This is a genomic window from Cryobacterium algoricola (assembly GCF_004402485.1).
In the GTDB taxonomy this organism is placed as follows: domain Bacteria; phylum Actinomycetota; class Actinomycetes; order Actinomycetales; family Microbacteriaceae; genus Cryobacterium; species Cryobacterium algoricola.
This window is the reverse complement of the sequence record NZ_SOFG01000027.1, coordinates 1-18367: the sequence shown is the minus strand read 5'-3', so window position 1 is coordinate 18367 and position 18367 is coordinate 1. Positions and strand designations below refer to the sequence as shown.

Annotated in this window: 15 protein-coding genes and 1 riboswitch; of the genes, 11 read left to right on the top strand and 4 right to left on the bottom strand. The window is 69.1% G+C overall.

The features are described 5' to 3' along the window. The first annotated feature begins 369 nt into the window (after positions 1 to 369). From E3O44_RS18835 to E3O44_RS18820, 4 genes are all read left to right on the top strand, one after another. Complete coding sequence (locus E3O44_RS18835) at positions 370 to 1443, top strand: YihY/virulence factor BrkB family protein (protein WP_134536700.1); 1074 nt, start codon at positions 370 to 372, stop codon at positions 1441 to 1443. Positions 1444 to 1482: 39 nt separating this feature from the next. Further along, positions 1483 to 2346 carry an exodeoxyribonuclease III gene (locus tag E3O44_RS18830; protein WP_134536698.1) on the top strand — a complete coding sequence of 288 codons (864 nt, stop codon included), beginning with the start codon at positions 1483 to 1485 and terminating at the stop codon, positions 2344 to 2346. 156 nt (positions 2347 to 2502) lie between these two features. Beyond that, the gene (gene trpS / locus E3O44_RS18825; RefSeq protein ID WP_134536697.1) at positions 2503 to 3507 is read left to right on the top strand and encodes a tryptophan--tRNA ligase; all 1005 of its coding nucleotides are present in this window, start codon (positions 2503 to 2505) and stop codon (positions 3505 to 3507) included. An 11-nt stretch (positions 3508 to 3518) separates the two neighbouring features. Then, a complete protein-coding gene (locus E3O44_RS18820; RefSeq protein WP_134536695.1) occupies positions 3519 to 4091 on the top strand; it encodes a GNAT family N-acetyltransferase in 573 nt (190 codons plus the stop codon). A gap of 97 nt (positions 4092 to 4188) precedes the next feature. Here the strand turns inward: E3O44_RS18820 and glpK are convergent, their stop codons facing one another. The 3 genes from glpK to E3O44_RS18805 form a co-directional block, all read right to left on the bottom strand. Continuing rightward, a complete protein-coding gene (gene glpK, locus E3O44_RS18815) occupies positions 4189 to 5703 on the bottom strand; it encodes a glycerol kinase GlpK (RefSeq protein WP_134536693.1) in 1515 nt (504 codons plus the stop codon). 114 nt (positions 5704 to 5817) lie between these two features. After that, complete coding sequence (locus tag E3O44_RS18810; RefSeq protein ID WP_134536691.1) at positions 5818 to 6582, bottom strand: MIP/aquaporin family protein; 765 nt, start codon at positions 6580 to 6582, stop codon at positions 5818 to 5820. A 152-nt stretch (positions 6583 to 6734) separates the two neighbouring features. Further along, complete coding sequence (locus E3O44_RS18805) at positions 6735 to 8504, bottom strand: glycerol-3-phosphate dehydrogenase/oxidase (RefSeq protein ID WP_420897946.1); 1770 nt, start codon at positions 8502 to 8504, stop codon at positions 6735 to 6737. A 102-nt stretch (positions 8505 to 8606) separates the two neighbouring features. On the opposite strand from E3O44_RS18805, the gene E3O44_RS18800 reads away from it, so the two are divergent. Beyond that, on the top strand, positions 8607 to 9575 hold the full coding sequence (locus E3O44_RS18800; RefSeq protein ID WP_134536689.1) for a sugar-binding transcriptional regulator: 969 nt from the start codon (positions 8607 to 8609) through the stop codon (positions 9573 to 9575). A gap of 518 nt (positions 9576 to 10093) precedes the next feature. Here E3O44_RS18800 and E3O44_RS18795 read toward each other — a convergent pair. Beyond that, positions 10094 to 10984, bottom strand: coding sequence for an endonuclease domain-containing protein (locus tag E3O44_RS18795; RefSeq protein WP_134536687.1), 891 nt, complete (start codon positions 10982 to 10984; stop codon positions 10094 to 10096). 390 nt (positions 10985 to 11374) lie between these two features. Beyond that, positions 11375 to 11505, top strand: a riboswitch (FMN riboswitch). Positions 11506 to 11598: 93 nt separating this feature from the next. Here E3O44_RS18795 and ribD point away from each other — a divergent pair. From ribD to E3O44_RS18765, 6 genes are all read left to right on the top strand, one after another. Continuing rightward, positions 11599 to 12711, top strand: coding sequence for a bifunctional diaminohydroxyphosphoribosylaminopyrimidine deaminase/5-amino-6-(5-phosphoribosylamino)uracil reductase RibD (ribD, locus tag E3O44_RS18790; RefSeq protein ID WP_241976439.1), 1113 nt, complete (start codon positions 11599 to 11601; stop codon positions 12709 to 12711). 1 nt (position 12712) lies between these two features. After that, positions 12713 to 13345, top strand: a complete 633-nt coding sequence (locus E3O44_RS18785; RefSeq protein WP_134536685.1) for a riboflavin synthase — start codon at positions 12713 to 12715, stop codon at positions 13343 to 13345. Next, a complete protein-coding gene (gene ribA / locus E3O44_RS18780) occupies positions 13342 to 14604 on the top strand; it encodes a GTP cyclohydrolase II (protein WP_134536683.1) in 1263 nt (420 codons plus the stop codon). Before E3O44_RS18785 ends, ribA begins: the two co-directional genes overlap by 4 nt. After that, on the top strand, positions 14601 to 15080 hold the full coding sequence (gene ribH / locus E3O44_RS18775) for a 6,7-dimethyl-8-ribityllumazine synthase (protein ID WP_134536681.1): 480 nt from the start codon (positions 14601 to 14603) through the stop codon (positions 15078 to 15080). Before ribA ends, ribH begins: the two co-directional genes overlap by 4 nt. A 267-nt stretch (positions 15081 to 15347) precedes the next feature. Continuing rightward, positions 15348 to 16715 (top strand): MFS transporter, encoded by a 1368-nt coding sequence (locus E3O44_RS18770; protein ID WP_134536680.1) that lies wholly within the window; start codon positions 15348 to 15350, stop codon positions 16713 to 16715. A 230-nt stretch (positions 16716 to 16945) separates the two neighbouring features. After that, the coding region (locus E3O44_RS18765) for an ABC transporter ATP-binding protein (protein WP_241976442.1) at positions 16946 to 18367 on the top strand (1422 nt) is incomplete at its 3' end.

Genomic DNA, 18367 nt, shown 5'->3' with positions numbered 1-18367 from the left:
CGCTCAATCGCAGGAATCTCATCCGGGGTAGCCGGTGGCGCCGACTCGGGTTTCGTCGCCACCGGCTGGTCGCCCAAACCGGCGGCTGGCCGGGTCGAGTGACCGTCGCTCAATCCACGGGTCAGATCGACCAGGCTCGGACAGTGCCGAACGAGCCGTGATGAACCCGGGTTAGCCGCGCCGGAGCGAAGCGGACGGGTCCGGCCGGGACATCCGCTTCGGGTGTCGGATGACCGTTCTGAACGGGAGGACTCTCGGATCGTCGCAGATTCGGGCGCCCCGGCACAAGAGGTGAGGGAGACTCACGAGTGAATGCGCCCCGAACTGGGGGTATTCGTGGGTGATTGCGGAAATCGTTAGGCTGGTGCGGTGAAGCCGCCCGCATTCGTGAACCGATTGACGACCCTGGCCAAGAGCGTCATGCAGTGGCGGCCCGTGCGTGCGTTCACGCACTTCGGGGAGAGCAGCGGTGCGATCCTCGCCGGGGGCATGACCTACCAGGCCATCTTCGCGATCTTCGCGGCGATCTGGGTGGGCTTCTCGATCGCCGGGCTGTGGCTGACCTCGAACCCGGCGCTGCTCGACCAGCTGTACTCACTGATCAACCAGTCGGTCCCTGGGCTGATCGCCAAGGGCGGCGTGATCGACCCGGCCGAGCTCTCGAGCACGGGGGCGCTGACCTGGACCGGCGCGATCGCGCTCGTCGGTCTGATCGGCACGACCCTCGGCTGGCTGTCGACGACCGCGCAGGCCGTGCGCAGCATTTTCGGGATGCCGCGCGACGGCACGTTCTTCCTGCTCGTCAAGCTCAGGGAGCTTGGGCTCGGTGCGGGCTTCGGGCTCGCGCTCATCGTCTCCGCGCTGATCTCGCTCGCGAGCACGGAGGCCCTCGGCGGCATTCTCGGCTTCCTCGGCGTTTCCCGGGACTCGCTCGGGTTCATCGTGGGGGCGCGCACGATCGGGCTGCTCGTCGTGCTCGTCATCGACACCGTCACGCTCGCCGTGCTGTTCCGGGTGCTGAGCCGGGTGCACATCCCGTTCCGGCAGCTCGTGACCGGCTCCCTGCTCGGCGGGGCCCTGCTCGGCGGGCTCAAGGTGCTCGGCGGAGCCCTGCTCGGCGGCGCGGGCAAGAACCCGCTGCTCGCGACCTTCGCCGTCGTGATCGGGCTGCTGATCTGGTTCAACTTCATGAACACGGTGATCCTGCTCACCGCGTCGTGGATCTCGGTCGGGATGCAGGACGCGGGCATCCCGCCGCAGCCGGTGAATCCGGACGAAGCCGCTGCTGCGGCCGAAGCGCGCGAGCTCGAGGCGCGGGGGATCGCCGCACTCGCGGAGCTGCGCGACGCCAGGGCGGCACACGAGACGTCCTCCTGGGGCCGGCGCTGGGCATCCGCTCGCCGGCTGCGCGCCGCCGAGAAGCGCGCGGCCCCCTTCGCCTGACCGCGCCGCCGCGCCCGCCCGCCGACCTAGACTTGGTGCATGCCGTCTACGCCTGCAGCTTCAACGCCGTCTGCCCAGCCGCTTCGCATCGCGACGATCAACGTCAACGGGGTGCGCGCCGCTTACCGCAAGGGGATGGGCGACTGGCTGGCCGGACGGGACGTCGACATCCTCGCCATCCAGGAGGTCCGCGCTTCGACAGAGGACCTCGAGGGGCTCCTCGGGCCGGAGTGGAGCATCCTGCACGATGCCGCGACGGCCAAGGGCCGGGCCGGGGTCGCCCTCGCGAGCCGGTCGACGGCAGCCATCCACCGGGTCGAACTCGGCGCGGAGGACTTCGACAGTGCCGGGCGCTGGCTCGAGGCCGACTACGAGGTGAACGGCACGATCGTGACCGTCGTGAGCACCTACGTGCACTCCGGCGAGACCGACACCCCGAAGCAGGTCGAGAAGTACAAGTTCCTCGACGCCATGCTCGCCCGGCTGCCCGAGCTCGCGGCGCACAGCGAGCGCGCCGTTGTGCTCGGAGACCTCAACGTCGGCCACCGCACCCTCGACATCAAGAACTGGCGCGGCAACCGCAAGCACGCCGGATTCCTGCCCGAGGAGCGGGCATACTTCGACCGGATCCTCGGCGCGGAGGACGAAGCCGGCTACAACGCCGGCGCCGGCCTCGGCTGGGTGGACGTCGGCCGGAAGTGGGCCGGAGAGGTCGAGGGCCCGTACACCTGGTGGTCGCAGCGCGGCAAGGCCTTCGACACGGACACCGGTTGGCGACTGGACTACCAGCTCGCGACCCCGCTCCTGGCGGCATCCGTCGTCGACTACGCGGTCGACCGCGCGGATGCCTACGACCAGCGCTGGTCGGACCACTCCCCCGTCGTCGTCGACTACGCGCTCTGACCGAGAGGCCTCAAGCCCTCCGGCCCTCCGGCCGCTCTCTCCGGTTCGGGACCGGTCGGCCAACCGGCTCCTGCGGTTCGCCCCGCACCCCTTCTGACCCATTTCACGCCCCGGGCTCCGGCCCTGAGGCCACACTCTACGAAAGATCTGATTCTCATGGACAAGCCCCGCCTCTACTCCGGCATGCAGCCGTCGGCCGACTCGCTGCAGATCGGCAACTACATCGGCGCGCTGCTGAACTGGAAGGCACTCCAGGAGACGCACGACGCCTTCTTCTCGATCGTCGACCTGCACGCCATCACCGTGGCCCAGGACCCGGCCAGGCTGCGCGCGAACACCCGCCGCACCGCCGCCCAGTACATCGCGAGCGGGATCGACCCCTCGGCGTCGACCCTGTACGTTCAGTCGCACGTCGCCGCGCACGCGCAGCTCGCCTGGGTGCTCAACACCATCACCGGCTTCGGCGAGGCCAGCCGGATGACCCAGTTCAAGGACAAGTCCGCCAAGCAGGGCTCCGACGGGACCACTGTCGGGCTGTTCGCCTACCCGATCCTGATGGCCGCCGACATCCTCCTCTACGACACGGTCGTCGTGCCCGTCGGCGAGGACCAGCGCCAGCACGTCGAGCTCACGCGCGACATCGCCGCCCGGTTCAACACGCGCTTCGGCGACACGTTCGTGGTCCCCGAGGCGGACATCCAGAAGGAGACCGCCAAGATCTACGACCTGCAGAACCCGCTGTCGAAGATGTCGAAGTCGGCCGAATCGCACGCCGGAGTGATCTGGGTGCTCGACGAGCCGTCGGTCACGGCCAAGAAGATCATGCGCGCCGTGACGGATGCCGATGGCGGCGTGGTCTTCGACCGGGAGAACAAGCCCGGCGTTGCGAACCTGCTCACCATCTACTCGACCATGGCGGGGCGCACGATCCAGTCCCTCGAGGACGAATACGCCGGCCGCGGCTACGGGGACCTCAAGAAGGGCCTCGCGGAGGTCGTCACCGGCACCTTCGGTCCGATCCGGGAGCGCGTGATCGAGCTGCTCGACGACCCGGCCGAACTCGACCGCCTGCTGGCCTCGAACGCGGACCGTGCGGCATCCGTCGCCGATGCGACCCTCGCGCGGGCCTACGACCGCGTCGGCCTGCTGCCCCGCCGCTGACCGTGGAGCCGATGGCGCTCTCCTCGACACTGACGGCGGCCCAGGGCGGAACAGGACTTCGGCTCGACCGGCTCACGGCCGCGGATGCCACGGCCGTCTTCGACTACTGCCAGGACCCCGTTTTCGAGCGGTACCTGACCATCCCGTGGCCGTATCTGCGGTCAGACGCGACGTCGTTCATCGCCGGATTCGTGCCGAAGGGGTGGGCGTCTGACGCCGAGTACACCTGGGCGATCCGGGAGGCCGACTCCGACGAGCTGCTCGGCGTGATCGCGCTGCGGCTGCCGAGCGGGTCGCTCGGGTTCTGGCTGGGCGCGGCGCATCGCGGCCGGGGGCTGCTGCCGGAGGCCGTGGGCGTCGTCGCGGACTGGGCGTTCTCGACGGGAGTGACCGACAGCCTCCGCTGGGAGTGCCTCGTGGGGAACACCTCCTCCGCCCGGGTCGCGGAGAAGTGCGGGTTCACCTTTCTCGGTGAGGTACCGGCGGAGTCCGCCTACCGCGACGGCGGACATCCGCTGTCCTGGTCCGGCCGGCTCCTGTCCACAGACCCCCGGACCCCCCGCCCCGGCTGGCCCTGGGCATAACTCCTGCACATTCCGGCCGGCGGATGCTCGAGCCGCGTATTTCCGCGGCAGAGAATTCGAGGCACGAGAATGTGCAGGAGTTATGACATGAGGCGGGCTAGAGGACGTCCTCGTCTACCCAGTCGAGGGACTTGGTGACGGCCTTCTTCCAGTTGCGGAGCAGGCGGTCACGCTCGGCGACGTCGAGCTGGGGCTCCCAGCGGGCGTCCTCCTGCCAGTTGGCGCGGAGTTCGTCGAGGTCGTTCCAGAAGCCGACCGCGAGGCCGGCGGCATATGCCGCACCGAGCGCGGTCGTCTCGGCCACGACCGGGCGCACCACAGAGACGCCGAGGATGTCGGCCTGGAACTGCATCAGCAGGTCGTTGGCCGCCGCGCCGCCGTCGACCTTGAGCTCGGTGAGCGGAACCCCGGAGTCGGCGTTGACCGCGTCGAGAACCTCGCGCGACTGGTACGCGATCGCCTCGAGCGCCGCCCGGGCGATGTGGCCCTTGTTCACGAACCGGGTGAGCCCGACCAGGGCGCCCCGGGCGTCCGAACGCCAGTACGGCGCGAACAGCCCCGAGAACGCGGGCACGAAGTAGGCGCCGCCGTTGTCCTTGACGGACAGGGCGAGCGCCTCGATCTCCGAGGCGGAGCCGATGATGCCGAGGTTGTCGCGCAGCCACTGCACGAGCGCACCGGTGACGGCGATCGATCCCTCGAGCGCGTAGTGCGGTTCGGCGTCGCCGAGCTTGTAGCCCACCGTCGTGAGCAGCCCGTTCTGGGAGTGCACGATCTCGGTGCCGGTGTTGAAGATCAGGAAGTTACCGGTGCCGTAGGTGTTCTTCGCCTCGCCCTGGTCGAATGCGGCCTGGCCGAACGTCGCGGCCTGCTGGTCGCCGAGGATGCCCGAAATCGGAGTCTCCCGCAGCAGGCTGTGGCCGCTCGCGATGCCGTAGACCTCGGAGGAGGAGCGGATCTCGGGGAGCATCGACCGAGGCACGTCGAACGCGGCGAGGATGTCGTCGTCCCACTGCAGGGTTTCGAGGTCCATGAACAGGGTGCGGCTCGCGTTGGTGACGTCGGTCGCGTGCACGCCGCCCTCGAGGCCGCCGGTGAGGTTCCAGAGCACCCAGGAGTCCGTCGTGCCGAACATCAGCTCGCCGGCATCCGCCTTGGCCCGGGCGCCCTCGACGTTCTCGAGGATCCAGACGATCTTCGTGCCGGAGAAGTACGTGGCGAGCGGCAGGCCGACCTGCTTCTTGAAGCGCTCGACACCGCCGTCGGCGGCGAGGCGGTCGACGATGGGCTGGGTGCGGGTGTCCTGCCAGACGATCGCGTTGTAGACGGGGAGCCCGGTGGTGCGGTCCCAGACCACGGCGGTCTCGCGCTGGTTGGTGATGCCGGCCGCGGCGATGTCGTGCCGGGTCAGGTTCGCCTTGGACAGCGCCTGCCCGATGACCTCGCGGGTGTTGTTCCAGATCTCCATCGGGTCGTGCTCGACCCAGCCGGCGCGGGGGAAGATCTGCTCGTGCTCGAGCTGGCCGGTCGAGACGATCGACCCGGCCTTGTCGAAGATGATCGCCCGGGTGCTGGTCGTACCCTGGTCGATCGCGATGACGTAATCAGCCATTGATAACTCCTTCGTTATGCGTGTGTGTGTCAGGTTAAGCGGGTGAGGTGAAAAACAGTGTGGGAATGCCCGGCGAGGCAGCCGTCACGGCCTGCACCACCGGCGGATGCCGCGCTAGGCGAGGATCGGCAGGAGTGCCGTGGAGACGAGGCCGGCGAGCACCCCGCCGATGATGGGACCGACGACCGGCACCCAGGAGTACCCCCAGTCGGAGGACCCCTTGCCCTTGATCGGCAGGATGAAGTGCGCGATGCGCGGGCCGAGGTCACGGGCCGGGTTGATCGCGTACCCGGTCGGGCCACCGAGCGAGGTGCCGATCACAATGACGAGCAGGGCCACCGGAAGGGCGCCCAGGGCGGCGAGGCCACCGGACTCGCCCTGGCGGCCGCCGCCGAAGGCGATCACGACGAAGACCAGCACGAAGGTGCCGATGATCTCGGTGACGAGGTTCCAGCCGTAGGAGCGGATCGCCGGACCGGTCGAGAACACGCCGAGCTTGTTGGCCGGGTCAGGTTCCTGGTCGAAGTGCTGCTTGTACGCCAACCAGCAGAACACGGCGCCGATAATGGCGCCGACCATCTGCGCGCCGATGTAGGCGAGCACCGACAGGACGTTGACCGGAACGCCCGAGCCGAACTCAGTCGCGCCGGAGGCGACGAGGCCGAGGGTGACGGCCGGGTTGAGGTGCGCACCCGAGTTGTAGGAGACGATGACACCGGAGTAGACCGCGAGGCCCCAGCCGACGTTCACCATCAGGAAGCCGCCGCCGAGCCCCTTGTTCTTGGCGAGGGCCACGTTGGCGACCACCCCGCAACCGAGGAGGACCAGCAGGGCGGTGCCCACCAGCTCCGAGAGAAAAACGATACCGAGATTGTCCACAGTGACACCCTTGTTCAGTGAAGCCGAGTCGTTGACGCTTGAGACGAAACATTTTTTGTGCCGGTGATGGCCGTAAAACGAATCTCGAGAAACCTATCGGCTCAGAGCGGTCAATAGTGCATTGAGATTTGCACGTTTGTGCAAATCGCCGCCTACGCGCGTGAAGCGGATGCCGCGTCGACGCGCGCGAGGTCGACCGCATGCCGGTCGCGCAGCACGTCGACGGCGAGGTCGACCTCGGCCGTGCTGCGTCCGGCATCCCAGCCGAGCACGGGTGCGAGCACTCCGGCGAGTTCTTCGAGCAGTGCCAGGCTGAGCTCGCCGCGGAAGGCCATGCTCGTGCGTCGCAGGATCAGGTCCGTCACGTGCACGACCGACTCAGTGGCCGCGAGGTACTCGATCTCACGCCGGGAGTAGTCGGGGTGATGTTCGAGCGCGGCATCCGGTTCCGCGGTGATGAAGTCGATCACGTCGACCGCGCGGGTACCGTAGCGGGTCAGCAGCTGTTCGGCCCTCGAGGCGCCGACCTCGTCGCCGTTCGCGGCGATCCAGACCCGGTGCGCGGCATCCGTCGACGGGAAGTTGCGACCGCCGCCGATGGCGAGGCCGACCGTCGACACGACCCGGGTGCGGCCGAGCAGGGTGAGGATGTCGCCGCTCAGGTGCTCGGCGAGGGCCCGGAACGTCGTCCACTTGCCACCGACGAGGCTGAGCAGGGTGCCCGGCCGGGCGCCGAGCGGACGGGACTCGATGCGGTAGTCGCGGGAGACGAACCCCGGCGCCTCGTCGTCGTGCCGGGGCAGCGGGCGTACGCCGGCGAACCGGAAGACGATCTCCGAGCGGTCGACGGCCACATCCGGGAAAACGTGCTTGACGAGATCGAAGAAGTAGTCGACCTCGGCCTCGGTGCAGCGCGCGGGCTGGGTCACGTCGTGTTCGAGGTCGGTGGTGCCGACCAGCACCCGGCCCGCGAGCGGGTAGATCAGCACGATGCGACCGTCCTTGTGCTCGAAGAAGATCTCGCGGCCGCCCGTTGCTGCGAGGAGCTCCGGGTTGTCGAGCACGATGTGCGACCCCTTGGTGCCGCCCATGTAGGTGCTGGCCTGGCCGAGGGCCGTGTTTGTGAGGTCTGTCCACGGCCCGGACGTGTTGACGACGACGTCGGCCGCGAAGCTGAATTCAGCGCCGGTGACCACGTTGCGGAGACGCACGCCCGCGGTATCCATGCCGATGGCCTCGACGTAGTTGGCACTGCGCGCGTGCGCGCCGGTGGCCAGGCCGTCCGCCAGCACGTCGAGGGCGAGGCGCTCGGGGTCGTGCATGGATGCGTCGTAGTAGGTGGCCGTGTACTTGAGGCCCGGGTTGAGGCGCGGCAGCAGTCTGAGCGACGCCTTCCGGCCGAGGAACTCGTGCCGTGGCACCGTGCCGCCGTCGCGGGAGAAGGAGTCGTAGAGCATCATGCCGATTTTGATCAGCAGAGCGCCGCGCTCCTGGGCCGCGCCCTGGCGGTGGGTGAGGAAGCGCATCGGCGCGGACATCACCCCGGAGAAGGTCGAGTAGATCGGAATGGTCGTCTTGAGCGGCTTGACATAGTGCGGGGCGATCTTGAGCAGGCTGTTGCGTTCCTCGACCGACTCCTTGACCAGGCGGAATTCCCCGTTCTCGAGGTAGCGCACACCGCCGTGGATCATGTGCGAGGAGGCCGACGACGCGCCGGACACATAGTCGCCCTTGTCGACGATCGCGACGTCGACGCCCTGCATCGCCAGGTCGCGGAAGGTCGCGATGCCGTTGATACCGGCTCCGATGATGAGCACCTGGGCCCGGGGGAGCTCCTGCAGGGCGGCCTGGGCGGCGGCGGCGGAGGAGAGCGGACGGGCGGAGGATGACTGATCGGGCGTTGACGGCACTGATTCGCTCACTTCTTTGCGGCTGGGAAACTATGCAGGGCGGGGTACTTCATCTACCCTGCTAAGTTCTACACAAACGGTCAAGCACTCTGAACATATGTGCAAGGAGTCACCATGCCCCACTCGAACGATCCGCCCCTGTCCGACCGCACCAATGACGCCCTCACCGCGGCGCAGCTGTATTACGTGCAGGACCTCACCATGGAGGCCATCGCACAGGAGCTGCACACCTCCCGCTCGTCGGTGTCCCGCCTGCTCAGCCAGGCCAGGGCCAGCGGGCTGGTCGACATCCAGATCCGGTCTCCGCTGGACGCGCCGAGCCGGGTAGAGAAGTTGATCCTGGACCGGTTCCAGGTGACCGCGCACGTTCTCCCCGTTCCCGACCACGCGAGCGACGTCGACAGACTGGAGCGCGTGGCGCTGTCCGTTGCACGGATTCTCGGCGAGTTCTTCGATTCCAACATGATCATGGGCATCGCCTGGGGCTCCACGATGAACGCCGTCAGCCGCCACCTGACGCCCAAGCGCACCCACAACGCCCAGATCGTGCAGTTGAACGGTGCCGGCAACACCCGCAGCACGGGACTCGACTATGCGAACGAGATCCTGCGGCGATTCAGTAACGCGTACGACGCCCGGCTGGAGCAGTTCCCGGTTCCCACCTTCTTCGACGACCCGGCCACGCGCACGGCCTACTGGCGGGAACGCGGCCTGCGGCGACTGCTGGAGATGCAGGGGAACATGGACGTCGCCCTCTTCAGCGTGGGCTCCCCCTTCTCCATGGTCCCCAGCCACGTCTATGTCGGTGGTTACCTCGACGACGACGAGCTCGCGGCGCTCAGCGACGCCGGGGTCGTCGGTGACGTTGCGACGGTCTTCTACCGCGCGGACGGCTCGACCGACGGCATTCCGCTGAATGACCGCGGAACCGGACCGGAACTGTCGGTGCTGCGCCGCACCCCGCGGCGCATCTGCGTCGTCGCCGGCTCGTCCAAGGTGGACAGCCTCCGCGGCGCACTGGCCGCCGGCCTCATCACCGACCTGTTCATCGACGAGGGCACCGCCCGCGCCCTGGTCGAGTAGGGACCCACCGCCCTCCGCACCCTCACCCTCACCCGCACCCGCACCCGCACCCGGGTCATCCTTCTCGGCCGGGATACCGCGGCTTCTGATCACCCGCTGCTGCACGCATCCGCCGCCTGGCACCGGCCCGGCCGGACGCGCGGAACCCGCCTCACCTGCCGCCCCGGGGGCTAACTCAGGAAATCCGCGCCCGCCTGACCCCGCAGCGCCCGGACCAGTGCCGGTGTCTCCGCACCCTCGCCAGAACCTCCTGAGTTAGCCACACACACACGCCCGCCACAGAGACCCCCATCCGGTCGTCCTCGTGCCCTGGGCCGCCGACGCCCGACCTACGGCACCGGCATTGCCCGGCCCGCCCGGGGGCTAACTCAGGAAATCCGGGCACGCACGACCGAGCAGCGCCCGGACCGCTGCCGGCATTCCCGCACGGCCGCCAGAATCTCCTGAGTTAGCCCCCACCCCGGGATGCCGGCAGGTCACGCCCCGATTACTACGGGCCGACTGCGGCGGGACCAGCGTCAGGCGATGACCGTGCGATAGTGGCGGTTGGCGGCCAGGAGACCGGCGATCGCGGAAACAACGCGCGCCGGATTGTGAATGATGTCCCGGTACAGGGCCCGGTACGTCATGTATCCGAGGGCGGCGAGGTCACAATCCCGGGTCCGATCGCGCACGTGCGCGGACCAGCCGTCGTGGAATTTCCTGCTGTCCGCCTCGACGACCAGGCAGCCTTCCACGACCATGTCCACACGGCCGACGCCGGCGATGGACACCTGGGATTCGAACGCGTAGCCTGCCTCCCTCACGATGTAGCGCAGCACCGTCTCCTGGCCCGAGTCGCTCCGGGCATCGACGAACGGACGCAGCGCTCGGGACCGGGCGGGCAGGGCCGCGAAGATGATCGCGACATCCTCGTCACCGATCAGGCGCTGGTGCAGGGCACTGTCCAGGGCGGCCATGGCAAATTTCGGCTCCTGGCAGCGGAACACCTGAACGAGCGCATCCGTCAGTCCCACCCGGTACTCGGTCCCGGCCTCGGAATCGAGAAGCCGCCCCCAGTGAAGTTCAACGCCGTCCCGGTTCCGATCGGAGAGGAGCTCGAACCGGTTGTGCGGTGCTCGCAGCCTGGAGCCCGTCGGATGCACGTGGATGTGCGCAAAGGAATCGTCGAGCGTGAAAACGCCCGCGTGTGCCGCAGCGGAGACACAGGCGAGGCGCCCGCCCAGACGCACCGCCTCGAGCAGGTGTACGTCCGTCCCCGGGAGCGCGTAGTGCCCGCGCCGCGCTCGGATGAGGAATCCGTTGTCGACGGCAGCTTGGAGAGAACGCCAGGTCGAACCCGCCGCGAGGAGAGCAGCCGTCTCGGCGACCTGAACATCGTTGTCATGGAAATACTCGGACCACGTCATGCGGAGAGTGTGATCGCGCCAGGTGCGCCACGACCGGCGTGGACGAAATCTGGGGATAACTCCCGAACCGGTGGTCCCGGCGTGCTCGCTTCTGACCTGCCGCAGTGATCGCGCGGCAGCCCAGCCAACTGTGGCTGACTCAGGAAAAATGCGCCCGCGCAGAAACGGGGCCGCACTGGTCCGGGGCGGCGACTCGGTTCCGCAACGGGTTTCCCTGAGTTAGCCACGGAAGGTTCAGGTGAAGTCGTGGTCAAGCTGCTGGCAAGCTGCTGGCAAGCTGCGGGCAGGCGACGAGGGGGCTCCGAGGCGTAAGAAAACGTCCGATTCCTGCACAGAGCGGACCGGGAATTATCCGGGGGCGGGGGCGTTGGGCTATAACTAGAAGCAAGAAACGTGCTCCGGGGTCGGTGTAAGTCCGAACCGGCGGTGAAAGTCCGCGACCCGTTCCGCCCCAGGGCGAAACGGTTGAGCTGGTGGAATTCCAGCACCGACGGTTAAAGTCCGGAGGAGAGGCGCACGGTTCGGCTGGCCCGTCGGGTCGACCGAATGGATGTGGCGTCTGCGTACCCACAATCCGTCCCCGGAGTTCGTGACACCAACGAATGAGGGCGGGGATGATCCAGGACACCGAGCGTGATCGCCTGATGCGGCGCGCACTGGCCCTGGCCGCCAACGGCCCCTCGACCGGCCAGAACCCGCGCGTCGGCTGTCTCATCGTCGATCCGAACGGCACCGTCCTGGCGGAAGGCTGGCATCGGGGCGCCGGAACCGCGCACGCCGAAGTCGACGCTCTCGCGCACCTTCCCGCCGGCGCCGCCCGCGGCGCGACCGCGATCGTGACCCTCGAACCCTGCAACCACACCGGCCGCACCGGTCCCTGCGCCGTCGCCCTGATCGAGGCGGGCGTCAGCCGGGTCGTCTACGCCGTGTCCGATCCGGGCCACGCGTCGTCCGGTGGCGCCGAGCGCCTGCGCGCCGCCGGCGTCGAGGTCGTCGGCGGGGTGCTCGCCGCCGAGGCCGAGGCCTTCCTCGCCGACTGGCTTATCGCCGCCCGGCTCGGTCGGCCTTTCGTCACGCTCAAGTGGGCCTCGAGCCTCGACGGCCGTGCCGCGGCGGCCGACGGCTCGAGCCGCTGGATCACCGGCGCAGACGCCCGCCTCGACGTGCACCGGCGCCGGGCAGCCTCCGACGCCATCCTCGTCGGCACCGGTACCGTCCTCGCAGACGACCCCGCCCTCACCGCCCGCTCCGCAGACGGCACCCTGCTCCCCACCCAGCCGGTCCCCGTCGTGATCGGTACCCGCACCGTGCCGGCGGATGCCGCGGTGCGGCACCACCCGCATCCGCCGGTGTTGTACCCCGGCCCCGACCTGGGCGTGATCCTCCGCGACCTGCACGATCGCGGCATCCGCCGGGCCTTCATCGAGGGTGGGCCCGGCCTCGCGAGCGCGTTCGTCACGGCCGGGCTCGTGGATGAATACCTCGTCTACCTCGCGCCGACCCTGCTCGGCGGCGACCGACTCGCCCTCGGCGACATCGGCGTGGCCCGGATCGACGAGCAGCGCCGACTCGAGATCGACCACGTCGAACGCCTCGGCGACGACCTCCTCCTGGTCTGCCGGCCGCGGGCGCTCCCGTCCACGCCCGGCACTCGGACGGCCAGCCCCGAAACCACGCCTGCCGACACCCGGCAGGCCGAACCCGCCCGCACCGAGACAAGGATCTGACATGTTCACCGGAATCATCGAGGAACTCGGCACCGTCGACCGGGTCGAGCAGGGCACGGATGCCGTGCGCCTGACCGTCCGCGGGCCGCTCGCCGTCGCCGGGGCCGCGATCGGCGACTCGATCTCGGTCAACGGCGTCTGCCTGACCGTCGTGGAGCGCACGACGGAGACCTTCACGGCCGACGTGATGGCGCAGACGCTGCGGATGTCGACCCTCGCCGAGGCCGGGCCGGGGACGCCGGTCAACCTCGAGCGTGCCGCCCTCGTCGGCGGGCGCCTCGGCGGGCACATCGTGCAGGGCCACATCGACGGCACGAGCGAGCTGCTCTCCGTCACGCCCGGCGAGGCCTGGCGGGTGCTGCGGTTCAGCCTCTCCCCCGACCTCGCCCCGCTGGTCACGAACAAGGGCTCGATCGCCGTCGACGGCGTCTCCCTCACGGTCAGCACGATCAGCCCGGCGACCGAACCCGAGCAGTGGTTCGAAGTCTCCCTCATCCCCGAAACCCTCACGGCCACGACGCTCGGAAAACGAACGGTCGGAGAGCACGTCAACATCGAAACCGATATCCTGGCCCGCCACGTCGAGCGCATGCTCGCCCTCGCGGACGCAGGATCACGAAGGAGTCACTCATGAGCCTCGCCGACATCCCCAGCGCGCTCGCGGAACTGCGTCTCGGCAAGCCGGTCATTGTCGCCGACGACGAGGGACGTGAGAACGAAGGTGACGTGATCATCTCGGCGCAGATGGCCACCCAGGAATGGCTCGCGTGGACCGTGCGCTACTCCTCCGGTTTCATCTGCGCGCCGATGACCAACGAGCTGGCCGACAAGCTCAACCTGCCGATCATGGTGCCGAACAACGAAGACCCTCGCGGCACGAACTACACGATCTCCGTCGACGCCGCCGATCGCCTGAGCACGGGGATCAGCGCCGCCGACCGCGCCCACACCCTGCGCGTGCTCGCCGACCCGGCCTCGACCCCGTCGAGCCTGCACCGGCCGGGGCACATCATGCCGCTCCGCTCGCGGGACGGCGGCGTGCGCGAGCGCGACGGCCATACCGAGGCCGCGGTCGATCTGATGAAGCTCGCCGGGCTCGCCCCCGTCGCGGGAATCTCCGAGATCGTCGCGGAGGACGGCGAGATGATGCGCCTGCCCGGCCTCCTCGAGCTCGGCGAACGCGAGGGTGTGCTGGTCATCACGATCGCCGACCTGATCGTCTACCTCGACGAGTTCCACGCGGACGCCGACCTGCCGACCGCGACGACCATCCGCGAATCCCCGCGCGTCGACTTCGAGGTCGAGACGACCGTGCCGACCCGGCACGGCGACTTCCAGATCCGGGCGTACCGCGACCGGATGACCGGCGCGGACCACGTCGCCCTCGTCTCGGGAGTGCCCGGGGACGGCGCCCTCGTGCGGGTGCACTCCGAATGCCTCACCGGGGAGGCCTTCGGCTCGCTCAAGTGCGAGTGCGGCCCCCAGCTCGACGCGGCCCTCGAGACCATCCAGGAAGAGGGCGGCATCGTGATCTACCTGCGCGGCCAGGAGGGTCGCGGCATCGGCCTGATCAACAAGCTCCGGGCGTACAAGCTCCAGGAGCAGGGCCTCGACACGATCGACGCCAACCTCGCGCTCGGCCTGCCCGCCGATGCCCGCGACTACGGCGCCGCGAGCGCCATCCTCGACCAGATGGGCATCTCCTCGGTGCGCCTGCTCACCAACAACCCCGAGAAGCTCCGCCAGCTCGAAGAGCACGGGGTCACGGTGGTCGAACGCGTTCCGCTCATCGTCGGCGTGGGCATCGACAACCAGGACTACCTCGCCGTGAAACGCGAACGCATGGGCCATCACCTGGCCGACCGAGACATCCTGAAGGGACTTGCACTATGAGTGGAGCCGGCTCGCCCACGGTCGTCGTCGACGGCACGGGCCTCACCATCGTCATCATCGCCGGGCGCTGGCACGACGTCATCACGGACGGGCTGATCGCCGGCGCCACCCGGGTGCTCGAGGCATCCGGCGCCACGTTCTCGCTCGTGCGCGTGCCGGGCAGCTTCGAGTTGCCCGTCGCCGCGAAGGTCGCCCTCGAGAATGGGGCGGATGCCGTGGTCGCGCTCGGCGTGATCATCCGCGGCGGCACCCCGCACTTCGAGTATGTGTCCGCGGCGGCGACGGACGGTCTCACCCGGGTCGCCCTCGACACCGGCAAGCCGGTCGGCTTCGGCGTGCTCACCCTCGACGACGAGCAGCAGGGCCTCGACCGGGCCGGTCTGCCCGGGTCGAAGGAGGACAAGGGCGAGGAAGCGGCATCCGCCGCGATCAACACCGCCCAGGTGCTGCGCGGCCTCCGCATGCCGAAGCGGTAATACCCGAAACCGGTGACTGTGAGCGGATGCCCGCACCGGCATCCGCTCACGCCCTCAGCCCCGGAAACGGAAAGTCCCGATTGGGCCTCGGTCCGCCTCAGGATTTGGGTCCGTGGAGCCACGGACGTATGGTGCAGAGTGACCGCCACAAGCGGACACCTCCCTCCGGGCAACCCCCGCGCGGGCACGACGCCTGATCGACGCCGACGCTCCCGCACGGGTCGATACGCCCGCTCACTCACCCTCACCACGGAATGACTCTCTTCCATGTCTTCAGCCACACTGTCGCCGCCCCCGGCCGCTTCCCCCGCGCCGCAGGCGCCCACCAACCCCCGCAGCCGTGTCGTGCTCGCGAGCCTCATCGGCACCACGATCGAGTTCTACGACTTCTACGTCTACGCGACCGCGGCCGTGCTCGTCTTCCCGCACCTCTTCTTCCCGACCGGCAATGAGACCACGGCGCTGCTCGCCTCCTTCGCGGTCTTCGGCGCGGCCATGGTCGCCCGTCCCGTCGGCGCCCTCGTCTTCGGGCACTTCGGCGACAAGGTCGGTCGCAAGGCGACCCTCGTCGGCGCGCTGCTCACGATGGGCATCGCGACCTTCCTGATCGGGCTGCTCCCGACATACGCCCAGGTCGGCTGGTTCGCTCCGTTGCTGCTCGTCGTGCTGCGCCTCGCCCAGGGCTTCGCGCTCGGCGGCGAGTGGAGCGGTGCGGCCCTCGTCGCGACCGAGAACGCCCCGAAGGGCAAACGCGCCTGGTACGGGACCTTCCCGCAGGTCGGCGCGCCGATCGGCTTCATTATCGCGAACGGCCTCTTCCTGCTGATCGCCATGCTGCTCCCGAGCGACGATCCGACCCGGCCGTCGACGGCCTTCCTCGAGTGGGCCTGGCGGGTGCCGTTCCTGTTCTCCGCGGTGATGGTCATCATCGGCCTGTGGGTGCGGCTGCGGCTCGTCGAGAGCGACGCCTTCACCAAGGCCGCCCGCACGAACCGGGTGCACAAGCTCCCGCTCGCCGCCGTGTTCAAGTCCAACTGGCGCGAGCTGATCCTCGGCACCTTCATCATGCTCGCGACCTACGTGCTGTTCTACCTGATGACGACGTTCAGCCTGAGCTACGGCCGCGCGGCGACGACCGCCCCCGTCGCGGGCCTCGGCTACAGCTACACGACCTTCGTGCTGATGATGATCGTCGGCGTGCTGTTCTTCGGCGTGTTCACGCTCGCCTCCGGCCCCTGGGCAGACCGGTTCGGCCGCCGCCGCACCCTGATCTGGGTCACCCTCGGCATCATCGTCTTCGGCCTGCTCTTCGTGCCCCTCCTCGGCGCCGGGTTCCTCGGCGTAATGATCTTCCTAATCCTCGGGTTCACCCTGATGGGCATGACGTTCGGTCCGATGGGCGCGCTCCTGCCCGAGCTGTTCCCGACCGCGGTGCGGTACACCGGCTCGGCGTTCGCGTACAACATGAGCTCGATCCTCGGTGCGGCGGTCGCCCCGTTCATCGCGGTCTGGCTCTGGACGCTCGGCGGCGGCAGCCCGTTCTGGGTCGGCGTGTACCTCTCGGTCATGGGCGCGATCACCCTGCTGGCCCTGGTCCTCAGCCGCGAGACCAAGGACGTCGACATCGAGGCGTAGCCGCGTCCTTCCGTCACCGTTCCGGTCGAGAGTGCCCGTTCCGCGGGTCGCTCTCGACCGGAACGGGACGGGTCACGGGAGCGGTTTGAGGTTAAGCTCGATTGGTGAGTACCCCGATCAGTGACGCCAGCACGCCCGCCGAAACCGCAGCATCCGCCGGGCCCGCACCGGCACCGGCACCGAAGCCGAAGCCGAAGCCGCGCAGCCGCCTCGGGCGACTCGGGCGCCGAATGGATGCCGCGACCGGGCCCCGCGCGACCTTCGGCCAGCTGCTCCCCTACCTTCTCGAGCACAAGAAGGTGCTCAGCGTCGTCGTCGTACTGAGCATTCTCGGGGCGCTCGCGAGCCTCGCCCAGCCGTTGCTGGTCAGCCAGGTCATCACCGTCGTGCAGCAGAACCAGCCGCTCGGCGCACTCGTCTGGGGACTCGTGGCGCTCGTCGTCGTGTCCGGGCTGATCAGCGGCTACCAGCACTACCTGCTCCAGCGCACCGGTGAGGGCGTCGTGCTCTCGAGCCGGCGCAAGCTGATCGGGCGGATGCTGCGCCTCCCGATCAGCGAGTTCGACACCCGCCGCACGGGCGACCTCGTCTCGCGGGTCGGCTCCGACACGACCCTGCTGCGCGCCGTGCTGACCCAGGGACTCGTCGAGGCGATCGGCGGCTCGCTCACCTTCCTCGGCGCGCTCATCGCGATGCTCGTGATCGACCCGGTGCTGCTCGGGCTGACCGTGCTCGTGATCGCGGCATCCGTCGTCACGGTCACTCTGCTCTCGCAGCGGATCCGCGTCGCGAGCCGCGAGGCCCAGGAGAAGGTCGGCGACCTCGCCGCGAGCGTCGAGCGGGCGATCAGCGCGATCCGCACCGTGCGCGCCTCGAACGCGACCGAACGCGAAATCGCCGCCGTCGACGCCGACGCGACCGGCGCGTACAAGATGGGCCTGCAGGTCGCGAAGATCTCGGCCCTCGTCGTGCCGATCGCCGGCATCGCGATGCAGGTGTCCTTCCTCGTTGTGCTCGGCGTCGGCGGCTTCCGGGTCGCGAGCGGCCAGATCACAGTCGCGAACCTGATCGCGTTCATCCTCTTCCTGTTCCTGATGATCCTGCCGCTCGGCCAGGCCTTCGGCGCGATCACCTCCGTCAACTCGGCGCTCGGCGCCCTCGGCCGCATCCAGGAGATCATCGACCTGCCCGCGGAGGACCAGTTCGACCGCGACCTGTTCCCGCTCGCGATCACCGTCGGCGCCGCCAATGAATCGGTGCGGCCGGACGCCCCCGCGATCTCCTTCGAGAACGTGTTCTTCGGATATGCGGCCCAGACTCCGGCAGCGGATGCCGCGGTGCCCGTCGATGCCGCGGGTGACGGCGGGTCTACCCCCGGGTCCGAAGTCGGGTCAGGAGTCGAGTCGGCTTATGAGAGCCTCCCCGCTGACGCCATGCCGAACGCGCTCGTGACGGCTCTCGTCGCTCCCGGCGTGATCGAGGCGATGCTCGCCGAACCCGACCTCGTCGATGCCGACCTTGCCGCGGCCGACCGCGCCGCAGCCGACCGGGCGGCCGTGGACCAGGCGCACGCCGAGCAGGCCGCCGCCCACCTGGCCGCAGCAGAGCACGCCGCCGCAACCATGGCCGCCGCGCGTCCCGCCGCCGCCCTC

Excerpts from the sequence above, each read along its gene's own strand:
- ribD (WP_241976439.1), top strand. The coding sequence starts at position 11,599 with ATGATCCAGGACACCGAGCGTGATCGCCTGATGCGGCGCGCACTGGCC.
- E3O44_RS18785 (WP_134536685.1), top strand. The coding sequence starts at position 12,713 with ATGTTCACCGGAATCATCGAGGAACTCGGCACCGTCGACCGGGTCGAG.
- trpS (WP_134536697.1), top strand. The coding sequence starts at position 2,503 with ATGGACAAGCCCCGCCTCTACTCCGGCATGCAGCCGTCGGCCGACTCG.
- E3O44_RS18795 (WP_134536687.1), bottom strand. The coding sequence starts at position 10,984 with ATGACGTGGTCCGAGTATTTCCATGACAACGATGTTCAGGTCGCCGAG.
- E3O44_RS18820 (WP_134536695.1), top strand. The coding sequence starts at position 3,519 with ATGGCGCTCTCCTCGACACTGACGGCGGCCCAGGGCGGAACAGGACTT.
- glpK (WP_134536693.1), bottom strand. The coding sequence starts at position 5,703 with ATGGCTGATTACGTCATCGCGATCGACCAGGGTACGACCAGCACCCGG.
- ribH (WP_134536681.1), top strand. The coding sequence starts at position 14,601 with ATGAGTGGAGCCGGCTCGCCCACGGTCGTCGTCGACGGCACGGGCCTC.
- E3O44_RS18770 (WP_134536680.1), top strand. The coding sequence starts at position 15,348 with ATGTCTTCAGCCACACTGTCGCCGCCCCCGGCCGCTTCCCCCGCGCCG.
- ribA (WP_134536683.1), top strand. The coding sequence starts at position 13,342 with ATGAGCCTCGCCGACATCCCCAGCGCGCTCGCGGAACTGCGTCTCGGC.
- E3O44_RS18830 (WP_134536698.1), top strand. The coding sequence starts at position 1,483 with ATGCCGTCTACGCCTGCAGCTTCAACGCCGTCTGCCCAGCCGCTTCGC.
- E3O44_RS18800 (WP_134536689.1), top strand. The coding sequence starts at position 8,607 with ATGCCCCACTCGAACGATCCGCCCCTGTCCGACCGCACCAATGACGCC.